Consider the following 20,597-nt stretch of genomic DNA (forward strand, 5'->3'; position numbering starts at 1 on the left):
CACACCGATAGGATCCGCGCATGCCGCTGACCGAGGGGGACGTGATCGCGGGCTACACGATCGTGCGGCTGCTGGGCTCGGGCGGCATGGGCGAGGTGTACCTCGGGCAGCACCCACGGCTGCCGCGGTACGACGCCCTGAAGGTGCTCTCGCCCACGGTGTGTGCCGACAGCGAGTACCGGGAGCGGTTCAGCCGCGAAGCGGACATCGCGGCCACCCTGTGGCATCCGCACATCGTCGCGGTGCACGACCGCGGCGAGTTCGACGGCCGGCTGTGGATCTCCATGGACCACGTCGAGGGCACCGACGCCGCGAAGCTGCTCGCCGAGCGGTACCCCGGCGGCATGCCGCCCGATCTGGTGGTGCGCATCGTGACCGCGGTCGGCGAAGCCCTCGACTACGCCCACGCCCGCGGGTTGCTGCACCGCGATGTCAAGCCCGCCAACATCCTGATCGCCGACCCGGAGACCGCCGACGAGCGGATCATGCTCGCCGACTTCGGGATCGCCCGCCGCGTCGGCGAGATCAGCAGTCTCACCGGCACCGACATGACGGTCGGTACGGTCGCGTATTCGGCGCCCGAGCAGCTCACCGCTGACAAGCACATCGACGGCCGGGCCGATCAGTACGCGCTGGCGGCCACCGCCTATCAGCTGCTGACCGGCTCGCCGCCGTTCCAGCACTCCAATCCGGCGATCGTGATCAGCTCGCACCTGTCGGCGCGGCCGCCGTCGATCGCCGAGGCCAGGCCCGATCTGTCCGGCCTCGGCGGGGCGTTGGAGAAGGCGCTCGCCAAGTCGCCGGCCGACCGGTTCGAGCGCTGCGTCGATTTCGCCCGCGCGCTGGCGAATCGCGCCGGCGCCGCGGCGCTTCCGCGCACCCCGGACCCGGAGGCGACGATGCCGGCGCAGGCGGCCGGAGGCCCGCGCCACGCCCGGCCGGGCCGGCGCGCACCGCGATCGCGCGGCCGGATGCTCGCCGTGCTGGCCCTGCTGCTCTCGCTGCTGGCGGTCGCGGCCGCGCTGTTCGTGGTGCTGCACGACGAACCGGCGCGCGGCCCGGAGACGGTCGCGGTGCCGGTCGTGGTGGTCGGGGCGGACTGCGCGACGCTGGGTGCGGCCGGGGTGACCGAGTCCGGCGCGCAGGCCTACTGCGCGCGGGTGAGCGGCTCCGATCAGTCGCTGTGGTCGCTGTATTCGGCGGACATCGCGAAACCGACCGGCACCGGGGACATTCCGGTACAGGTGTGTGTGCAGCAGACCAACCAGTCGCAGGACGACTGCCGCGGTGACATCGCGCGGGAGAACGCCGACCCGGGCGCCAACGACGGTTAGATCGCGGGCAGGTCGAGCCAGTCGTCGACGGCGAACGCATCGCCGAACCCGGTGTCGCGGGCGACGATCCTCGCCCCGCCGTGGCCTGGATAGTGCGCGGGGATGACGGCGGCGCGCCTGCGGGCGGCCTCGGTCAGCACGCGGTGGCGGGTGCGTGCCGCTGCTGCGGGGTCCTCGTCGAAGGCGCACGGATCGTCGGGACGCGGCAGCTGGATCGGGCAGTGAGTCAGATCGCCGACGAACACGGCGGGCACCCCGGCGTCCAGCCACACCACCGAGGAGCCCGGTGTGTGGCCACCGGCGGGCCGCAGCCACAGCGACTCGCTGATCCGGTGGTCCCCGGAGTAGAGCTCGGTCTGGCCGGCCACCGGTAACACGCTGTCGGAGAACACGATCCGCATGTCCTCGTTGGCGCTGTCGCCGTCGGGGGAGAAATGCCGGTAGTCCGGTTCGGGTATCAGGTAGCGCGCGTTGGGGAACGTCGGCACCCACGAGCCCTGGACCAGCCGGGTGTTCCACCCGACGTGGTCGGTGTGCAGATGGGTGTTGATCACCACGTCGACCGCCTCGGGTGCCACGCCCGCGTCGGCCAGCGCGTCGAGGTAGCCGGTGTGCAGCTGGTGCAGCGGCGGGAAGTGGGGCCGGTGACGGTCGTTGCCGACGCCGGTGTCCACCAGCACGGTCAGCCCGTCCACCCGCACCACCCAGGTCTGCATGGCGATCATCCACTGGTCGGCGGCGCGGTCCCAGAACAGCGGCTCGAGCAGGTCGGCGTTGTCCGGCCAGGCCTGCGCCGGCGTCTGGGCGAACAGCGACGTCGTCATCTGCACCCGCAGTTCGACCACCCGCGTGAGCGAGGCCCTGCCCAGCGCGGTCGTTCCGGTCACGGCTCGATGCGCATCTTCCCGGGCGAGTACAGCCCCGAGTGGGTGGTCTCCCCGAGGTCGATCTGCGCGGGTTGCGCGTCGACGATGGTGTCGAAGCGGCGCAGCGACCCCCAGTCCTGACCCCAGTCGTGCGACAGGTAGGTCGACATCACCGAGGCGCGCAGCAGCAGATCGGTGATGCCCAGCAGGCCGCCGTTCTTGCCGTCCTGCCACGTGTCGGTGCTCTGCAGCTTGGCGTAGTAGTCCGGGGAGATGCGGAACTTCGGGATGTCGGTGACGCCGTTGGCGTGCAGCATCGGCTGCTGGCACGGGAACGCCAGCCCGACCGCCCAGTCCATCAGCACCGGCTCGCTGGAGCCGATGTACTCCTGCACCGAACGCACCTCGGGCACCCGGGGCGGCGTGACCGCGACCCAGTCACCCTGGCCCAGTGACAGGTCATCGGCGATGACCCGGACCGCGACCGCGTCGGCGGGGATCTGTTCGCGCGGGTAGCGCAGGTTGCGCCACGACGGCGTGGGGCCGATGTCGTAGGGCTGGACCCGGCCGGCCGGGACCGGTGCACCGTCGGGACCACGGGTGGCGTATTCGAGTTCCACCGTCTGGCCCGACGACAGGCCTTCGCTCACGCTGGTGCCGGCGATGGTGCCTGCCGCGGTGATGACGACAAGGGGGTGCGCGTCGTCGGCGGCGGGCAGCGCGTACCACGCCGAGGCGAGCTTGCTCTCCTGTTGCGCCGCAGTCGAATACGATCCCGCCACCGGAACCTTGGCGGGGTCAAGGCCATAGGGCAGTGGCACCGTGGACCCGTTCACGCCGGGCCGGGACAGCTTGACGGGCCGGTTCCAGTCGTAGTCGGTGCCCGGCTGGGGATTGGTGATCCGAATCGCCTCGGCGATGATCTTCTCCGGCACCCCGTTGGGGGAGAAGCCCGTCGGCGTGGCGCCGCCCAGCGGGCCCAGCGGACCGTAGTCACCGGGCATCGGCTGCAGGAACCCGGCGTTCGAATCCGGTTCCACCAGAACGTCGTCGGCGAGGCCGCAGCCGCCGGCGAATGCGCGCACGTTGGCCCAGCCGTTGGAGTAGGTCGGGTACTGGCGCACCACGCCGATCGCCATCGACGCGATGAACACGAACACCATGAAACCGGCGGCGATCGGGATCGGCGCGGTGGTCAGCAGCCGCACCAGCCGGGGTTCGCGGCGAGGGGAGACGTGCAGCCAGAACGCCCACAGCGCGGTAAGCACGAACAGCGCGAAGAACACCGTGCTGACGCTCACCCCGCCCAGCTGCGGGACCGAATTGTTGAACGGCGCGCCGAAATTGGACACGTACCACCAGCCGTTGGTGGACGCGAAACACATCGCCAGCACGAAGAACACGAACGCCAGAAACGTCATCCGGTTGCGGGCCGAGCGCAGGACCACCGGCGACACCATGACCGTCGCCAGCGCCGCCATCGCGCCGCCCACCGCGGCGAACAACCCGAAGTGGTGGATCCACTTGGTCGGGGTGAACATCAGGAAGAAGATCGTCGCGAAGATCACGCCCATCAGCCGCCAGGCCGGTCCGCGGGCAACGCCCGGAACGCGCTTGCGCCGCAACATCATGAACAGCGACGGGAACAGGCACATCACGGTGAACAGGAACGCCACCCGCCGCGAGATCGCGGCGTCGGTGGTCGGCAGGATCAGGTAGTAGTAGCGCAGGATCTCGGTGTACCACTCCTGGCTCGGCCCGATCGCGGTGCGAATCCTGGTGGCTTCCAACACCGTTGCCAGCGTCTGGTCGGCGAACACGACGGTGAGCACCACGGTGCCGGCCGCCAGCAGCGGCGCCACCAGCGGCCAGGTGCCGACCAGCGCGCGGCGCCGCATCAGGATGCGCAGGATCGGCCGGCCGCCGGCGACCAGCGCGGCGACCGCGATCAGCCCGGTCGGCTGGATCCCGAGGGTGAACGCGGCGGTGGTGATGGCGAGCGCGGCCGGGGTGAGCCGGCCGGAGGTGATGGCCCGCTCGATCAGCACGTAGGTCACCAGGGCGCCGGTGGCGATCTGGCCCTCGGGGCGCAGGCCGTTGTTGAACGGCATCCACGCGGCCAGCAGGACGAAGCCGGCGGCCCACATCGCCGCCCGGCTGCCCGACACGGCCGGGCCGAGGCGGGGCAGCACCTCACGGGACAGCAGAAGCCAGCACAGCAGCGCGCAGAGCAGGTCGGGCAGCCGGATCCAGATACTGGCGTCGCTGACGTGGGTCATCAGCGCCAGCACGTTGTAGTACCAGCCGAACGGATCCTCGGGACTGCCGAACCAGCGGAAGTAGTTCGACATGTAGCCGGCGTGGTCGGCCACCCGCGCCATGGCCAGGATGTAGCCGTCGTCGCTGCTGTTGGCGCCGATCACGTACCAGAGTGCGAAGCCGCCGACCACGACGCCGTCGACGGCGCTGACGGTGCGCCACCGCTCGGGGATCAGCCGGTGCATCCGGTGGCCGTCGAGGCGGTCCAGCCGCCACAGCGCGAGCAGGGCGATCACCGTCGAGACGATGGCCAGCAGCATCGCCGCGAGCTTGAGCGCACTGGGATGGCTGGTGAAGCGGGTGTCGATGGTCGCGGAGAACGTCAGCCCGGGTGGCGCAGGCCCGACCAGGTCGGTGAACACGCCGACGATCGCGGGCCGCAGGTTCGGGTCGGCGTATCCGGTGCGCTGCGGTGAGCCGTCGGCCTTCCTGAGGCCGACGAAGTCGGCGAAGGTGCCGTCGTGCGAGGACGTGATGTCGAGGCGCTGGCAGCCGGGCCCGGCGACGCGGGCGCGGTTGACCGAGGCCACCACCACATTGCGCACGATCACGTCGACGCGCGACGAGGTGACGTTGACCAGCATCGCGTTCAGCGCGGCGTCGCGTCCCTGGGGCGGCGCGGTGCCCAGCAGCAGGCCGCCCTTGGCGGGCATGCCGCGCACGGCCGCACACGGAATCGACGCGGTCAACGTGACCGGGGCCTGCGAGATCAGCGGCGCGGTGACGTTCTCGAACCGGCCCTGCTGGGGCCAGTTCAGCGTCGCCGTCGTCTGTGTGACGGGCAGCAGCGGAGTGGCCACCGCCAGCACGAAGCCGAGCAGACCGGCGATCGTCGCGACCCAGCGCGCCACCAACACGTCGTCCACGTCGTTCACGGGAGGGCCCTGATCGGTCCGCCGCGATTCCAGCCGAACACGCGTGTCGATCCTTCCTCGACGACGGCGTCGGGCGCCTGGTCACGCGGCACCACGCGGATGTAGCGCTCCAGCGATCCCCAATCGCGGTACCAGTCGCCGTTCAGGTACGTCGGGATCGTCGCGGTGCGCAGCAGCGCCTGGATGAACAGGAACGGCCCGCCGTCCGCGGCCGACTGCCACTGGTTCGACGACGCGACCATCTGCTTGAAGTTCGGGATGATCCGGTACTGCGGAAGCTCGGCGATGCCGAGGTGCACCGCGAACGGCCGCTGGCACGGGAAGTTCGAGGCGGTCGCGATGTCCATCAGCACCGGGGTGTCGGAGCCGAGGAACTGCTCGGCGGTCTGCAGCACCGGCACCCGCGGCGGGGTGAACCCGAACCACTGGTCCTCCGACAGGTTCGGGTCGTCGGCGACGATGCGCGCGACGTTGGCCTCGGGCGGCGCCGTCGCCAGCGGGAAGCGCAGGTTGCGCCACGCCTTCTGCTGGAAGATGTCGATCGGCTGGACCTCGTCGAGCGCCTGATACGAGCCGTCGGGCCGGTGCACGCCCCACTGCAGCTTGAGTGACTGGCCGTAGTTGAAGGAGCCGTCCTCCTCGTAGTACCAGATGGCGCCGGCGGCGGCGACGGTCACCAGCGGCCGATCCGGGGAGCGGGGCGGCAGCTGATACCAGGCCGAGGTGGCCTTGGCGGCCTGCTGGTTCTCGTCGTAACTGCCCATCACCGGGGTGCGCTTGGGGTCCAGCCCGAACGGCAGGAACACCCGGGACCCGTTGACGCCCTCGGGCCCGTAGCCGCCGCCGGTGCCCGCGGCGAAGCCGACGCCGATGTTCGGCTTGTCGACCGGACCGTCGGAGTTCACGGTGCCCGGGTTCGCGGCGACCGGCTCGGCCGGTTCGAGGGTGTCGCTGACGCCGTTGGGGGTGAACCCGACCGGGTTCTCGCCGCCCAGCGGGCCGTAGCGGCCCCAGCGCTGACCCGGAACCGGCTCGAGCATCCCGGCGTTGGTGTCGGCTTCGACGAGGACGTCGTCGGCCATCGCGCAGCTCTTGTCGGAGAGCCCGGAGCGCAGCGCCGAGATGTTGGCGGCGCCGGTGGTGTAGACGGGGTAGCGGCTGGCTGTCGCCTTGAGCATGGATCCGAGTTCGAGCACCACCATGATCGTCGCGACGACGAGCAGCGGGGTGGAGGCGATCGCGCGGTTGCGTCCGGTGTCGGCGACCTGGGTGTGGCCGGCGTAGTCCATCCGGAAGTGCAGCCAGCCGGCCAGCAGGCCGCCGGCGATGGCCAGGACAAGGAAGATCGTCGTGACGGGGAAGTGCAGGATGACCGGCTGCTTGTCGAACCAGGGCACGCCGTAGTTGCCGACGTAGAACCAGCCGTTGATGCCTGCGTTCGCCCACGCCAGCACGAACAGCAGCGCGGTCACGTACAGCGCCAGGTTGCGCCGGCTGTGCAGACCGACCCGGGCGAACGCGAACGCGGTGACCCCGCCCAGCGCGCCCGCCAGTCCGGCGAACACCCCGAACTGCACCGCCCACTTCGTCGGGGTCAGCGTCAGCAGCAGCAGGCCGACCGCGGTGGTGCCCGCCAGCCGCCACACCGGGCCGCTGATCGCGCCCGGCACGCGGCCGCGCCGCAGCAGCACCATGATCAGGCCGAACAGGCACAGCAGCAGCACCAGGACCGCGAAGCGGCGGGTCAGCGAGCCGTCCACGCTGTCCTCGACGGTCAGGAAGTAGTAGCGCAGGAACTCCTGATACCACGGGATGGTCGGTCCGACGACGTACTTGATGCGCACCGATTCGGCGACGGTGGCCAGCGTCTGGTCGCGGAACACGATGACCGTCACCAGGGACAGCGCGGCGGCCAGCGGCAGCAGCGATGCCGCCAGCCCGTCGACGCGGCGGCGAGCGGAGACGATGCGCGTGATCCCGCGGGCGCCGACCAGCAGCGGCGCCAGGGCGACGAGGCCCTGCGGCGCCAGCGTCACCGAGAACATCGCGATCACGATCGCGACGGCGGTGGGCCAGAGCCGCCGCGTGCCCAGCGTCGATTCCACCAGCATCCACACCGCGACCACCGCGAAAGCGATCAGCGGTTCAGGGCGAAGCCCGTTGTTGAACGGCAGCCACGCGGCCAGGAACACCACGCCGGCGGTCCACACGGCGACCTTGTTGGCGGCCACCCGCCGGCCCAGCCGCGGCAGCACGCACCGGGACAGGATCAGCCACGTCGCGATGCCGGCCGCGGTCGCGGGCAGCCGCATCCACACCCCGGCGGTGCTGATCGAGGCGAGGTGCGCGAGCACGCTCTGGTACCAGTCGAACGGTGCCTCGGAGGCGCCGAAGTAGCGGAAGTAGTTGACGCTGTAGCCGGCCTCGCCCGACACCCGCGCGATGGTCAGGTTGTAGCCGTCGTCGGAAGACTGCGCGCCGACGATGTGCCACACCAGCAGGCCACCGACGACGCCGGCGTCGGCCAGCCAGGTCGCCCACCCGGCTCGGCGGCGCGAGCGGGGCGGCCGGCGCCCCGACACCCGGTCGAGCAGGGCCAGCGCGACGATCGACCCGAGAACGCACAGCACGCCGAGCGCCATGACCAGGGTCTTCAGAGCCGTCGGTGTGGTGATGAACCGGGTGTCGACGTCGATGCGCGCGTTCAGGCCCTCAGAGATCGGCACCCGCAGGTCCGTGAACACCCCGGCCACCTGGGGCCGCTTGTCCAGGCTCAGGGTGCCAGCGGCGCCGGGGATCCCGACGAAGTCGGCGCCCACCGCGCCGACGTTGGCCCACAGCCTCAGCGCACTGCAGGCGCCGGAGTTCACCGCGGGCCGGGGTGCGACCGCGGCCACGGTGTCACGGAACGCGACGTAGACGACGTCGGCGTTGGCCCGCACGAACAGTCCGTTGCGGCCGGCGTCGATGCCGTTCGGCGGGATCGTCGAGAACACCAGCCCGCCGTCGGCGGGCAGGCTCGCCACCGCGGTGCAGGGGATCGTGACGTCGAGCGCCTTGGGTGCGCCGGACACCAGCGGCGCGGTGATGCTGCTGACGTTGCCGTCGGCGGCGGCCGACTGCGGCCACAGGATGGTGGCGGTGCTCTGCCGGACGGGCAGCAGCGGCGCCAGCGCGCACAGGATGATGCCCAGGATCCCGAGAGTGCCCGCGGCGATCGCGACGAGACGGGAACTGCGGGCTGGCACGAGGCTCGATGGTAGACGGGTCTAGCTCAGCCGCAGCGGCGCCGGGCTCCACAGGCCGCTGCGCGTCGCCGAACCGAGATCGAGCCGGGCGGCGTCGGCGCCCGGGTAGTACGGCGTGAGCTGCTGCAGCGCGCCCCAGTCGCGGAACCAGTCGTACTTCAGGTAGGTCGGCACGGTGGTGGCGCGCACCAGGAGTTCGGTGATTCCGAGCGGTCCGCCGCCGAGGTAGTCCATCACCGGCGAGTTGGCCTCGGCGCCGAAGCGGTCGGGCATGATCCGCCACTTGGGCACCTCGATGACGCCGTTGCGGTGCCCGAACGGACGCTGGCACGGGAACGCCAGTCCGACCAGCCAGTCCAGCAGCACCGGGTCCGAGGAGCCGACGACGTCCTGCAGGGTGCGCAGCATCGGGATGCGGGGCGGGGTCAACGCGATCCAGTGGGTCGGGCTGAGGTCGTCGTCGGTGGCGACCAGGCGGACGCGGGTGGCGTCGGCCGGGATCGCCGACAGCGGCGCCCGCAGGTTGCGCCACGCCGGTGCGGCGCCGACGTCGGCGAACCCGACGCTGCCGCCCGGGTCGTCGCCGGTGCTGGCCCACTGCACCACGACGTCACCCGGGTCGAACCGGCCGGCCGCGGAGACCACCAGCAGTGAGTCGGAGCGGTCACCTTCGCTCCAGCCGGCGGGCAGCTGGTACCAGGCCGACCGCAGGAACGACGGCTGCTGGATGCCGCTGCGCCAGCTGCCGAGCACCGGGGTGCGGGCGGAGTCGAGGCCGTAGGGCAGCCGCGCGCGCGAGCCGTTGATGCCGGCCGCGGCGATGGTGCCGCCCTCCGTTCCGGCCTCGCTGCCGGTGACCACACCGCTGTCGCTGTCGGCGAAGTTGGTCGAGCCGGGTTGCTCCATCACCGGGTCGGCGGAGACGTCCGACGGAATTGCGTTGGCGCTGAACCCTTCCGAGCGGCCGGCGCCCAGTCCGTCGCCCACCGGCACGCCGACGGGGACGAGCAGGCCGGCGTTGGGATCCTGTTCGACCATGACGTCTTCGGCCATGCCGCACGTCTTGCCGGTCAATGCCTCGAGGTTGGACCGGCCGACCGTCCACGCCGGGTACTGGCCGGTCATCGCCAACGTCAGCGACCCGACTTCGAAGACCACCAGCGCCCACGTCGCGATCGCCAGGGGTGCCCGCCCGATGCCGCGCCAGCGCCGCGGCGGGTCCTGCGGGGCGCCGGCACGGCCGGAGAAGTGCAGCCATGCGGCGACCAGCAGGGCGAGCACGGAGAAGCCGAGCAGGATCGTGGTGAAGCCGAAGTGCCACTCCGGGAACGAATTCGACCACGGCACACCGAAGTTCGAGACGTACCACCAGCCGTTGACGGTCGCGAACGAGAGTGCCGCGATGAACAGCACGGCCGCGGCGAACACGGTGCGGTTGCGGCGTGAACGCATCGCCGCGGCAGAGACCGCGACCGCGGCCAGCGCTCCGAGTGATCCGGCCAGCCCGGCGAACACCCCGAAGTGGTGCGTCCACTTGGTGGGGGTGAACATCATCGCGAGGAACGAGATGATCGTGATGCCGACGATGCGCCGGCTCGGACCCAGCGCGGTACCGGGAATGCGGCCCTTGCGCAACGACATCGCCACCGACACGGCGAGCGCCAGCAGCAGCATGAGGACCGCGAACCGGCGTGCCACGGAGCCGTCGGGACTGGTGGTGAACAGCCGCGAGTAGCGGATGTGCTCGTCGAACCAGGCCAGGCTGGGGCCGACGGCGGACTTGAAGCTGCTGGCCTGAAGTTCGGCGGCCAGCGTCTGGTCGCGGAAGATCAGGAAGACCGTGACGGTGCCCGCCGCGGCGATGGGGGCGAGCAGCGCCCAGTATCCGAATCGCGAGACATGAGCGGCGACAATCGTTTTCAACGGCCCGATGGCGACCAGCAGCGCTCCGACCGCGGCGATGCCGGTCGGGCCGGAGAACAGCGTCAGCGCTCCGATGATGACGGCGATCGCGACGGGCAGCAGCCGGCTGGTGGCCACCCCGCGTTCCACCGAGCACCAGGTCAGCAGGATGCCGAGCGCGATGATCGGCTCGGGGCGCAGGCCGTTGTTGAGCGGCAGCCAGAAGGCCAGGAACAGACCGGCGGCGGTCCAGGCCGCGGCGCGACTGTGCTTGACCGAGGTGCCCAGCCGGGGCAGCACCTCGCGGCTGATCACCCACCAGCAGGCCAGCCCCATCAGCAGGGTGGGCAGTCGCATCCACACGCTGGTGGTGCTGACGTGCGCCCACAGCGCGAGCAGGTCGTAGTACCAGCCGAACGGCGACTCCGGCGTGCCGAACCAGCGGTAGTAGTTGGCCATGTAGCCGGCGTTCTCCGACACCCGGGCCATGGTGAGGATGTAGCCGTCGTCGGCGGTGTTGGCGCCGACGAAGTGCCACCACACCATCACCGCGGTGACCAGCCCGTCCAGCGGGGACAGCGACCACCAGCGCGGCGGCAGGAACCGCTTGTGCCTGCGGCCGTCGGCGCTGTCGAGCACGTGCAGGGCGCCCAGCGAGATGATCGTCATCGCGACCCCGACGATCATCGCGACGAGCTTGAGCAGCGTCGGCGAGGTGCTGTAGCGGGAATCGACCGTCGCGGAGAACTGCAGGCCCGGCGGGGCGGGGCCGGACAGGTCGGTGAACACGCCGACGATCTGGGGGCGGAAGTCGTAGCCGCCGCGCTCGCCGCGCAACGGCTCGCCGGCGTCGGAGGAGTCGGGCGGCTGGGTCAGGCCGACGAACCCGCCGGTCACCTTGTCGGCGTGGGCGGTGAACGTCAGTTCCCGGCAGGCGGGGCTGAGCACCTGGTCCAGCGGCGCGCTGACCACCGGGGTGTTGCGGACGATGACGAGCAGGTCGTTGTTGACGCGCTCGATGAGCAGTCCGCGGTCGACGGCCTTGGGCGCCTGCTTGGGCACGGTGGACAGCAGCACCGTGCGCCCGGGCCGGTCCAGGCCGGCGGCGGCGCGGCACGGGATGGTGATCTGCAGGTCGGTGGCCACGTAACCGATCAGCGGGGCGTCGACGCTGGCGAGCACACCGTTCTGTGGCCAGTTCAGCTGCGCCGTGGTCTGTTCGACCGGCAGCAGCGGGGTGGCGATCGCGAGCAGGGTGCCCAGCAGGCCCGCCACGATCGCGATCAGTCGCGCGGTGCGGTGGTTGCTACCTGTTCCTGGCTGCTGCACCACGGGGCTAGATGGTAGATGGCTTGCGGATGGCCAGCACGAACGGCCCGATGGTGGACACGTCGAAGCGCGGATCGTCGAACAGCGCGTCGTCGAGTGCGACGTGGTAGCGGCGCACGTTGGGCTGATTCGGATACACGTCCTCGGCCAGCCGCAGCGTGTAGGTGTCGTTGGCGCCGCGGCGCATAAGGAAGACCGTGGGCGGTGGCCAGGGCAGGGCGTCGAGCGCGGCGACGAACTGGTCGGCGTCGGTCAGCATGGACCAGCCCTCGATGGCGCCGGCCCGCTCCTCGAACTGGGCGAGCGGGTTGGCGTAGTGCGACGTCAGGCCCTGGAAGCCGTAGTAGGGGTAATACGACAGGAAGCTGTAGTCGGCGGTCAGCACGACGGTCTGGTTGCGCGGGCGGCCCGTCACCTGCTGGATCTTCGCGTCGACCTCGCGGTAGTACTGCTCGGCGCCCGGGGGGCGGCGGTCGGCCCGCTGACCGGAGCCGTCGGTGTCGGTGTAGGCGACCACGATGTCGGAGCGCAGCACGTCGGGGATGTCCTGGCTGAACGTGACGGCGCCCAGGGCGCCGACCGCGGTGGCGACGGCGATGACCCGGTGTGCGTTCGGTGCGGCGACGCGGCCGGCCAGCGCCCGGGCCGCCTCGAGGAACCCGAACGCGCCTGCGGCGGTCAGCAGCACGGTCAGCGTCGGCTGCAACCGGAAGGACAGCAGCGTGGTGCCCACCAGCGTGGTGACCATCGACAGCAGCGCCCAGGCGTAGACGGCCAACACGGCGACGGCGAGCGCGCCCGCTCGCGTCGAGCTGCGCGCTCGCACGACGAGCCACAGGGTGCCCAGCATGCACAGCGCGCCGAGCAGCGTGAACTGCAGCATCGGGAAGGACAGCTGGGCGCCGTCGACGGGCAGGTAGTGCTGGGCGGTGCCGCTGTCGGCGGGAGTGCCCTTGGCCGCGGCGATCAGGTAGGGCCCCCACCCGATCAGCGCGATCGCGCCGGAGATCGCCGCGATGACGAGCAGCCGCAGCAGCGGGTCGAGCGCTCGCCGGGCGACGGCCAGCAGCACGGCCATGATGGTCAGCGTGAACGCGGCGTAGCCCAGCAGCAGGGTGTAGAACAGCGCGGCGCCGCCGAGGAAGATGCCGACCGCGACGACGGCCGCCCAGCCCCCGCCGTGCCCATTCCCCGGGTCGCTCCGCTCCTGCCCGCCGTGCCCATTCCCCGGGTCGCTCCGCTCCTGCCCGCCGGTCCGGCCTCGCGCGCCCAGCCCCGACCAGGCCAGCACGAAGACGGGCGGCAGCAGCACGGTGATGATGGCGGCGTAGGGCTCGGCGGGGGAGTAGGCGAGCGCGGCGGCGGCGGTGGCGGTCGAGACGACGAGTGCGTACTCGAAGCGGACCATCGCGGTCCACAGCACCAGCGCGAGCACGATCGCCACGGTGATCGAGATGATCGACCACGGCTTGAACATCTCCCAGGCCGGAGTGCCGGTCAGCGCGGCCAGTCGGCCGCCGATCCAGAACCAGCCCGGTGGGTAGAACGGCGGCAGGCCGATGTAGGTCATGTCGTGCAGGCTCGCCGAGTCCGTCAGGCGGGTCAGGTATTCGGTGCGGAACTGCTGGTCGACGGAGATGCCGAACAGGTACAACTTGGTGGCTCCCAGCGGCATGGCCAGCGTCACCACCGAAAAGGCGGCGAGGAAGAACACCGCGCCGAGACGGGCCAGGGTGCGTCGGCCGCGCCGCCACACCAGCCCGGCGGCGAGAAGCCCTGCCAGGCAGACGACTTGACCGACGGTGGTCAGCGCGTGCAGCTGGTTGGACGAGTTGTAGGCGGGCCACTCGACGCGCGCGATCGCGGCCAGGCTGATCACCGCGACCACGGCGGCCAGGACGGTCGCAACGACCATCTGGCCGAGCACGGCCAGGGCGCTGCGCATCAGATGGGCAGCTTGCGGAAGATCGGACGGGGGATGTGGCGCAGTACCATCATCACGTAGCGGAAGGCGCCGGGCGCCCAGACCAGATCCTTGCCCTTGGCCGAGGCGGTGACCGCGAGTTCGGCGACGTACTCCTTGTCGACGGTCAACGGGGCTTCCTTGACGTGGGCGCTCATTCGGGTGCGCACCTGGCCGGGCCGGATGACGAGAACGCGAACGCCGTACTCGCGCAGTGCTTCTCCCAGGCCGAGGTAGAAGCCGTCGAGCCCGGCCTTGGTGGAGCCGTAGACGAAGTTGGACCGCCGGACGCGTTCGCCTGCCGCGGAGCTCATCGCGATGATCTGCCCGGAGCCCTGGGCGCGCATCTTGTCGCCGAGCAGCACGCCGACCGACACCGCGGCGGTGTAGTTGATGTCGGCGATCTGGACGGCTTTGCGCTGATTCTGCCAGAGTTCCTCGGCGTCGCCGAGCAGCCCGAACGCGACAATCGCGACGTCGACATCACCGTGCGCCCAGGCCTTCTCGATGACAGCGGGGTGGCTGTCGGTGTCGACGGCGTCGAAGTCGATGACCTCCACGGCCTTCGCGCCTGCCTCCTGCATCTGGGTCTGCGCGGCGGCGCGCAGGGGGTCGCCGGGCATGCAGGCGAGGATCACCCGGGCTTTGGCGTTGCGCAGGTAGCGCGCGCAGATCGCCAGCCCGATCTCGGAAGTGCCTCCGAGGAGCAGGATGGTCTGGGGGTTACCCGTTGCGTCGAACACCATTAGAGGAGCTCCAGTCGTCGGGCCATGTCGGAGGCGAAGACCCCGTCGGGATCGACCTTGCGGCGCAACGTGATCCATTCGTCGATGCGGGGGTACATGGCGTGGAAGGTCTCGGCGGTGGTGCGGGAATCCTTGGCAGTGTAGAGCCGGCCGCCGAATTCGAGCACCCGCTGGTCGAGGCCGTTGAGGAACTCGTTGAGCCCCGGCTTGATCGGGAAGTCGACGCAGACGTTCCAGCCGGGGATCGGGAAGCTCAGCGGCGCTTGGTTTCCCGGTCCGAACAGCTTGAACACGTTGAGGAACGAGTAGAACCCTGAGCGCTGGATGTCGACGAGGATCGCCTTGAACTCCTCGACGGCGTCGGTGGGGACGACGAACTGGTACTGGCTGAATCCGTCGGAGCCGTAGGCCCGGTTCCACTCCCCGAACATGTCGAGCGGATGGTAGAACTGCGTCAGATTCTGGACCTTGCCGCGGTAGGTGCCCGACTTGCGGTACCAGAGCTCGCCGATCGGCATGAACGTGTATTTGTTGGCCAACCCGTTGGGGAAGATGTCGGGCAACGTGAGCAGTTGCGGCGCATCGAATTCCAGCGGATTCTTCTGCAGCTTGGCCGGCAGCTGGTCGAGGGTGGCCAGCGAGCCGCGGGAGATCGCTGCCCGGCCCAGCTTCGGTGGGGCGCTGATCGCGTCGAACCAGGCGCTGGAGTAGGTGTAGTTGTCCTCGGTGCCGTCGCTGTGGAAGGAGATGGTCTCGTCGAGGCTGTGGGTGACATCGCCATCGGCGATGAAGTAGGCGGTCTCGGTGGGCGTCATCGCGATGGTGGCGCGCAGAATGATGCCGGTCAGCCCGTTGCCGCCGACGGTGGCCCAGAACAGGTCGCTGTCGGAGCCGGTCGGGGTGATCGTGCGGACGCGGCCGTCGGCGGTCAGGAGGTCCATCGAGCGGACGTGGTTGCCGAAGCTGCCGGCGCTGTGGTGATTCTTGCCGTGGATGTCGCAGGCGATGGCGCCGCCGATGGTGACCTGGCGGGTGCCGGGGAGGACGGGCACCCACAGCCCCAGCGGTAGTGCGGCGCGCATCAGTTGGTCGAGGTTGACGCCGGCGTCGACGTCGACGAGGGCGTCGTCGGTGTTGATCGAGTGGATGCGGTTGAGCGCGTTCATGTCGATGACGAGCCCGCCGCCGTTCTGGGCGTTGTCGCCGTAGGAGCGGCCGAGGCCGCGGGCGAGAACGCCGCGGTCGGGTTGCTCGGCGGCGCGTGCGACGGCGTTGACGATCACCTCGGGATCCGGCGTCGACAGCACCTGCGCGACGGTCGGAGCGGTGCGGCCCCAGCCGGTCAGGCGCTTGGCGGTGGTCGGAAACTCGGTGCGAAACATCGTCACAGAGGGTACCGCCTGCGGCGGGCTGCCTAGCGCAGCCGGAAGATGACCGCGCGCTGGACGATGAAGTTGATCACCGTCGCAGTGCCCTGCGCGATGACGAAGGCGACCGGCACGCGCCAGGGCTGATCCTCGAACTGCATGTAGAACACGTAGTTGATGCCGACCTGGACGGCGTAGGTCACGGCGTAGAGCGCGACCACCGCGATGAAGCGGGCCCGGCTCGGCGGCGCCTGGAACGTCCAGCGCCTATTGATCAGGTAGGCGGTCGTCGTGCCGGCGATGAAGCTGAGGGTCTTGGCGACGTTGACGTGCAGCCCGGCGGCCAGCAGCGCGACGTACAGGCCGAAGTCGACGATCGCGGAGAGCCCACCGGTCACGACGAAGCGCCAGATCTGCGTCGTCAGGCTCAGCTGCGGTGACATCGGGGGCTCGGCCACCGGGGCAGCTTACGGGCTTGGGGACGTCACCTGCGGCGTGGCAGGCGCGAGGCGGGCGACTCCGCGCAACAGCCACGGTGTGCGACGGGCCACCACGGCTACGGCACGGTCGGTGCGACGCATCGCGGCGCGGGGGCCGGGAGTGGCCGTGGACATCAATCTCGCTTCGGAGGACCCTGCGCGGGGACCGCGGCGATCGACCACGAGGAGTTGCCAGACGCCCGGCACGCCGCGCAGCTCGACGCTGCCCCAGTCTTCGAAGCCGGTGCCCGAGCCGACGACGAGGTCCCGCACCGTGCGCGAGACGAGGATCTCGTCGGCGCCCGCCCGGTCGACGATGCGCGCGGCGATGTGGACGGCGATTCCGCCGACGCTGTCGCCACCCAGTTCGCACTCGCCGGTGTGGATGCCGGCGCGGATCTGCAGACCGACGCTGCGCGCTCCGTCCTGCAGCGCCTCGGCGCAGCGGATCGCCTGGGTCGGCCCCTCGAACGTGATGAGGTGGCCGTCTCCGGTCTTTTCCACGACCGTGCCGCCGAAGCGTTGGGTGAGCTCGGCGGTGATCTCGTCGAACCGGTGCAGCAGCGCACGCCATCGCTCGTCGCCGATCGCGGCGGCCTGACTGGTGGAGGCGACGATGTCGGTGAACAGCACGCTGCGCAGGGCGCGGCGGGTCAGGGACGGCGCGGCATGGCTGCCGGTGAGGAACTCCTCGACCGTCGTCAGGATCGTGTCGGGGTCGCTCAGCCATGGGACGTGGTCCCGGCCGTCGACTTCGAGCAGCTGGGCGCCGGGAATGTGGTCGGCCAGGTAGCGGCCCTCCTGTACCGGGATGACTTCGTCCCGGGCGTGGATGACCAGAGTGGGAACGCTGATGGTGGGCAGGATGGCGCGGACGTCGAGACGAAACGCCGCTTCGAGCGCGACGCGCGCCATTCCGGGGCTGGCGCTCATGCGTTCCACCATGCCGAGTTGGCGTGTCAGTCGGACGGACGGCAGCAGGGCTTTGGTCGCCTCGCCGGTGCCCCACGAAGAGCCGGCGGCGCGCGCCCACGCCTGCCAGCGGGCGAGCCGCTGGACCGACGGCGCGTAGTCCTCACCCAGTTCCTGCACCAGGCGCGCCCGCAGCTCGGCCGGATCGCACGCAAGGTCGTCCCACCCGGTGAACCCGAAATACGCGAATGTCCCGGTGAGCACCAGCGCCTGTGTGCGCTCCGGGCGGGTCGCCGCGAAGAAGATCGATGACGGTCCGCTCTCGCTCGCCCCGAACAGCACCGCCCTGCCGAAGCCGGCAGCGTCCATGACGGCCTCGATTTCGGCCGCCCGGTCGTCGAGCGTGCGGACCCGGGGAACCGGATCGGACACCCCGACGCCGGCCTTGTCGAACAGCAGAACGCGACAGAATGTGGCGAGCCGCTCGAAGAATGCGACGGCTTCGGGCACGGTCCACACCAATTCGACGTGGCTGACGAACGACCCGACGAACACGAGGTCGATCGGCCCGTCCCCGAACACCTGATATCCCAGGCTCAGCCCGCCGCATGATGCGTACGACGTTTCCGGCACAGTGCTGACCATACGGTTTTCGGAACGCTGCACACCGGGTTTCGAGCAGCCACTCAGAAGGGTGGTGTGTCCACCGCTGTCGTTGTGTCAGCCGCTGAACAGGAACTGTTCGCGTAACCGTGCCATAGCCTCGCGTCGTCCGCCGTCGGCGAGTTGCAGAGCTTCGTCATATTGCGGGGCGCTGCCCTGATCGTCGGTGGGATCGGTCGTGCCGTTGTCAGAGATCTCGGGTTGGTTCATGGTGATCCCTGTATGAGGATGTCACCTGGGTTGGTCGGCCCGAAGCTACTACTTCTGGAGGCAGCGGCTACGAGCGGCTGCCCTCATTCCGACCTGGGCTGCATTGTCAGCTGTTGTCGATACTAGGCCTCCGCGTCCCTCGTAAGAAGACCGTTTCAGCAACGCGGTTACACGATGCAATTGTCGTTTCGCCAGCGCACCGGTGGGCCAGTTCGAAGCATCGTGCCGTGGGCAGTTGCCGGGTCGGCCAGCCGTCGGGTCCGACCCGCAACGTTCTGTGCGCATGATGAAAACGGCACCGCACCTTATGGTTTGACGCGCGCTTGGTCCCAGCGGGTAGGGCATGGTGTGGCGGCGGCAGCGCGGCCAGTATCAGTAGTCCGCTAAAACGGCGGCGGGTCGTCGCCGTAGTCGGGTTCGGGGATGTCGACGGTGTTGGGTTGTCCGGCTTGGTGTTTGGCTTCGCGTTTGGTGGCGCGTTGGGCGGTGGCTTGTGCGGCGGCGGCCTGGTCGTGTTGGCGTTGGAGGGCGTTGAGTTCGCGTTCGCGGGCGATGTAGGCGGCGCGGTTGTGGGCGCGGGTGCGCCGTCGGGTGGGCATCATCAGGGCCCGCCCCGGACTGCGCGGCGGTGTGGGTCCGGTTGTCGGCGGTGGGGGTGGGGTGGTGGTGTTCCAGGACGGGAACAGCAGCGCCGACAACGGCGCGGTGGTGTAGGTGTGCCCGGTCGGTGTGGTGACCCGCACCGTCCCGTCGGGGGCCTGAGTATCGGTCCAGCCTTCCCAGAAGGTTTTCACCAAATGATGTTGACGGCAATAACATTTGATGTTGGCCGGATGGGTCGCGCCGTGCGGGTAAGGCTCGGTGTGGTCGATATCGGCGAACACCGCGGCCCGGTCGCAGCCGGGGAAACGGCAGGTCAGATCCCGGGCGCGCACGAAACGCTCCAGCGCGGCCGAGGGGCGGTAGCCGTCGGTGGCGGTGAGGGCGTCGAGCGGGTTGAGCACCCGCACGCGCGCGCCGTGAGCGATCAACTCGGCCAACAGCGGCGCGGGCACGATCGCGCCCCGAAACCCGGGGATCAACGCCGCGGTCCGCGGCGTCGGCACGGGCTGAGGCGCGGAGTCGGGCCGAGGCGCTGGCTCTGGCCCGGGTTCTGGCTCTGAAGCTGGCTCTGGCTCGGATGTGGGCTCTGAAGCTGGTTCCGGCTCGGGTGTGGGCTTTGAAGCTGGTTCTGGCTCTGAGGCTTCCGGTCCGGGGGCCGGCGTCTGCTGTTCGGCGGGGTCGCCGTGCAGGTGGGGGTCGGCGGTGGCGTCGAGGGCGGTGTGGTCGGCGATGACGCCGATGGTGAAACTCGACGCGCGGCCGTCGTCGACCTGGGCGGCCGGGCAGTCCGGGTGCCCGCAGCGGCAGGTCAGCACGAACGATCCGGCACCCAGAGCCCCGAGCGCGTCGGCGCGGCGCTGATCCAGGGTGCGGGGATCGTCCTCGCACACCGAGTGCACCATCAGCGCCAACCGGTGCGCCAACACCGCGGCATCGGGGGTGGCCAGCTTGCCGAACGCACTCGTCAGACCGGTCTTGTCGTCGCGGTCGCCGATGGTGAACGAGCGGCCCTGCATGCCGATGCGCAGCCGGCGCACCGCATCCGGGTCGTACCGCTCGATCCACGCGTCGATGGCCGTCTCGAGTTTTTTCTGCGACAGCAGCCCCCACTCGCGTACGGCATCGACGAACACGTCGTCCAACCGGGCCCAGGTGGCCGGGTCGACCACCAGGGCGGCGCGGAACACGATCGTCGTCACCAAGGTCACTGGCACCTGCCCGGCCGCCAACAGCCGCCCCAGCCTCGGGAAGCGGTCGCGTAACGCCAACCCCAGATCCATCTGCCCCGAGGCGCGGCCGGAGCTGATGTTCAACGCACACCCGATCTCGGCGGCTGTGGCGTCCCAGTCATCACAGGCCCAGCGGGCCCGCTCCGGCGCGCGGCGGCGCTCCCACAACTCGACGATCGCGGCCAGCTTGACCGCCTCGGCCCGCGCCGCTGCCGCACCACAGCCGCGCACGATGTCGACCAGATCCGCATCCCCGGCACCAGCCAGCGACGCCATCGGCGGCACCACGGAGTCGTACATACGTTCGATCCTAGAGAGCCAACCGCGCTCGGTCAGCACGAGATTTCGCCCCTGTGGACAACTTCGGCTACCGCAAGAAGCTTGGGGATAGACTCCGCGCCGCCGCTCCGACCGTGCTATGCGACGCCACAGCCTGCGCATACGCAGAGGCGCGTGACGCCGACGACTCCTCGAGGCTTCGAATGACGCAGCACACGCCCAAAGACGAGTTGCAGGCATGTCTTTCTGCCACCCGCCGTTCAATTTCTGCCA

General features: G+C 70.2%; 12 protein-coding genes. 1 reads left to right on the forward strand and 11 read right to left on the reverse strand.

From position 1 onward, the window contains the following. Nucleotides 1-20: 20 nt before the first annotated feature. Entirely contained in the window at nucleotides 21-1,334 is a 1,314-nt protein-coding gene (locus G6N45_RS06170; protein ID WP_163720852.1) for a serine/threonine-protein kinase, read from the forward strand. On the opposite strand, the gene G6N45_RS06175 is transcribed toward G6N45_RS06170, so the two are convergent. From G6N45_RS06175 to G6N45_RS06225, 11 genes are all read right to left on the reverse strand, one after another. After that, nucleotides 1,331-2,221, reverse strand: coding sequence for an MBL fold metallo-hydrolase (locus tag G6N45_RS06175; RefSeq protein WP_407664301.1), 891 nt, complete (start codon nucleotides 2,219-2,221; stop codon nucleotides 1,331-1,333). The two genes, G6N45_RS06170 and G6N45_RS06175, sit on opposite strands and share 4 nt — an antisense overlap. Next, complete coding sequence (locus G6N45_RS06180; protein ID WP_163720853.1) at nucleotides 2,218-5,394, reverse strand: arabinosyltransferase domain-containing protein; 3,177 nt, start codon at nucleotides 5,392-5,394, stop codon at nucleotides 2,218-2,220. The genes G6N45_RS06175 and G6N45_RS06180 overlap by 4 nt, the downstream gene beginning before the upstream one ends. Then, a complete protein-coding gene (locus tag G6N45_RS06185; protein WP_163720854.1) occupies nucleotides 5,391-8,642 on the reverse strand; it encodes an arabinosyltransferase domain-containing protein in 3,252 nt (1,083 codons plus the stop codon). The genes G6N45_RS06180 and G6N45_RS06185 overlap by 4 nt, the downstream gene beginning before the upstream one ends. A 21-nt stretch (nucleotides 8,643-8,663) precedes the next feature. Further along, nucleotides 8,664-11,876, reverse strand: a complete 3,213-nt coding sequence (locus G6N45_RS06190) for an arabinosyltransferase domain-containing protein (RefSeq protein WP_163720855.1) — start codon at nucleotides 11,874-11,876, stop codon at nucleotides 8,664-8,666. A gap of 4 nt (nucleotides 11,877-11,880) precedes the next feature. After that, on the reverse strand, nucleotides 11,881-13,818 hold the full coding sequence (locus G6N45_RS06195) for a galactan 5-O-arabinofuranosyltransferase (protein ID WP_163720856.1): 1,938 nt from the start codon (nucleotides 13,816-13,818) through the stop codon (nucleotides 11,881-11,883). Next, the gene (locus G6N45_RS06200; protein ID WP_163720857.1) at nucleotides 13,818-14,582 is read right to left on the reverse strand and encodes a decaprenylphospho-beta-D-erythro-pentofuranosid-2-ulose 2-reductase; all 765 of its coding nucleotides are present in this window, start codon (nucleotides 14,580-14,582) and stop codon (nucleotides 13,818-13,820) included. The genes G6N45_RS06195 and G6N45_RS06200 overlap by 1 nt, the downstream gene beginning before the upstream one ends. After that, nucleotides 14,582-15,964, reverse strand: a complete 1,383-nt coding sequence (locus G6N45_RS06205; RefSeq protein WP_163720865.1) for a decaprenylphosphoryl-beta-D-ribose oxidase — start codon at nucleotides 15,962-15,964, stop codon at nucleotides 14,582-14,584. Before G6N45_RS06205 ends, G6N45_RS06200 begins: the two co-directional genes overlap by 1 nt. Nucleotides 15,965-15,996: 32 nt before the next feature. Then, nucleotides 15,997-16,392 carry a GtrA family protein gene (locus tag G6N45_RS06210; protein ID WP_163727912.1) on the reverse strand — a complete coding sequence of 132 codons (396 nt, stop codon included), beginning with the start codon at nucleotides 16,390-16,392 and terminating at the stop codon, nucleotides 15,997-15,999. Between the two features lie 24 nt (nucleotides 16,393-16,416). Further along, nucleotides 16,417-17,973 carry an adenylate/guanylate cyclase domain-containing protein gene (locus G6N45_RS06215; protein WP_163720866.1) on the reverse strand — a complete coding sequence of 519 codons (1,557 nt, stop codon included), beginning with the start codon at nucleotides 17,971-17,973 and terminating at the stop codon, nucleotides 16,417-16,419. Nucleotides 17,974-18,060: 87 nt separating this feature from the next. Further along, a complete protein-coding gene (locus tag G6N45_RS06220) occupies nucleotides 18,061-18,213 on the reverse strand; it encodes a hypothetical protein (protein WP_163720868.1) in 153 nt (50 codons plus the stop codon). A 383-nt stretch (nucleotides 18,214-18,596) separates the two neighbouring features. Continuing rightward, entirely contained in the window at nucleotides 18,597-20,345 is a 1,749-nt protein-coding gene (locus G6N45_RS06225) for a DUF222 domain-containing protein (RefSeq protein WP_163720870.1), read from the reverse strand. Between the last annotated feature and the right edge of the window lie 252 nt (nucleotides 20,346-20,597).

Source organism: Mycolicibacterium psychrotolerans, from assembly GCF_010729305.1.
Lineage (GTDB): Bacteria > Actinomycetota > Actinomycetes > Mycobacteriales > Mycobacteriaceae > Mycobacterium > Mycobacterium psychrotolerans.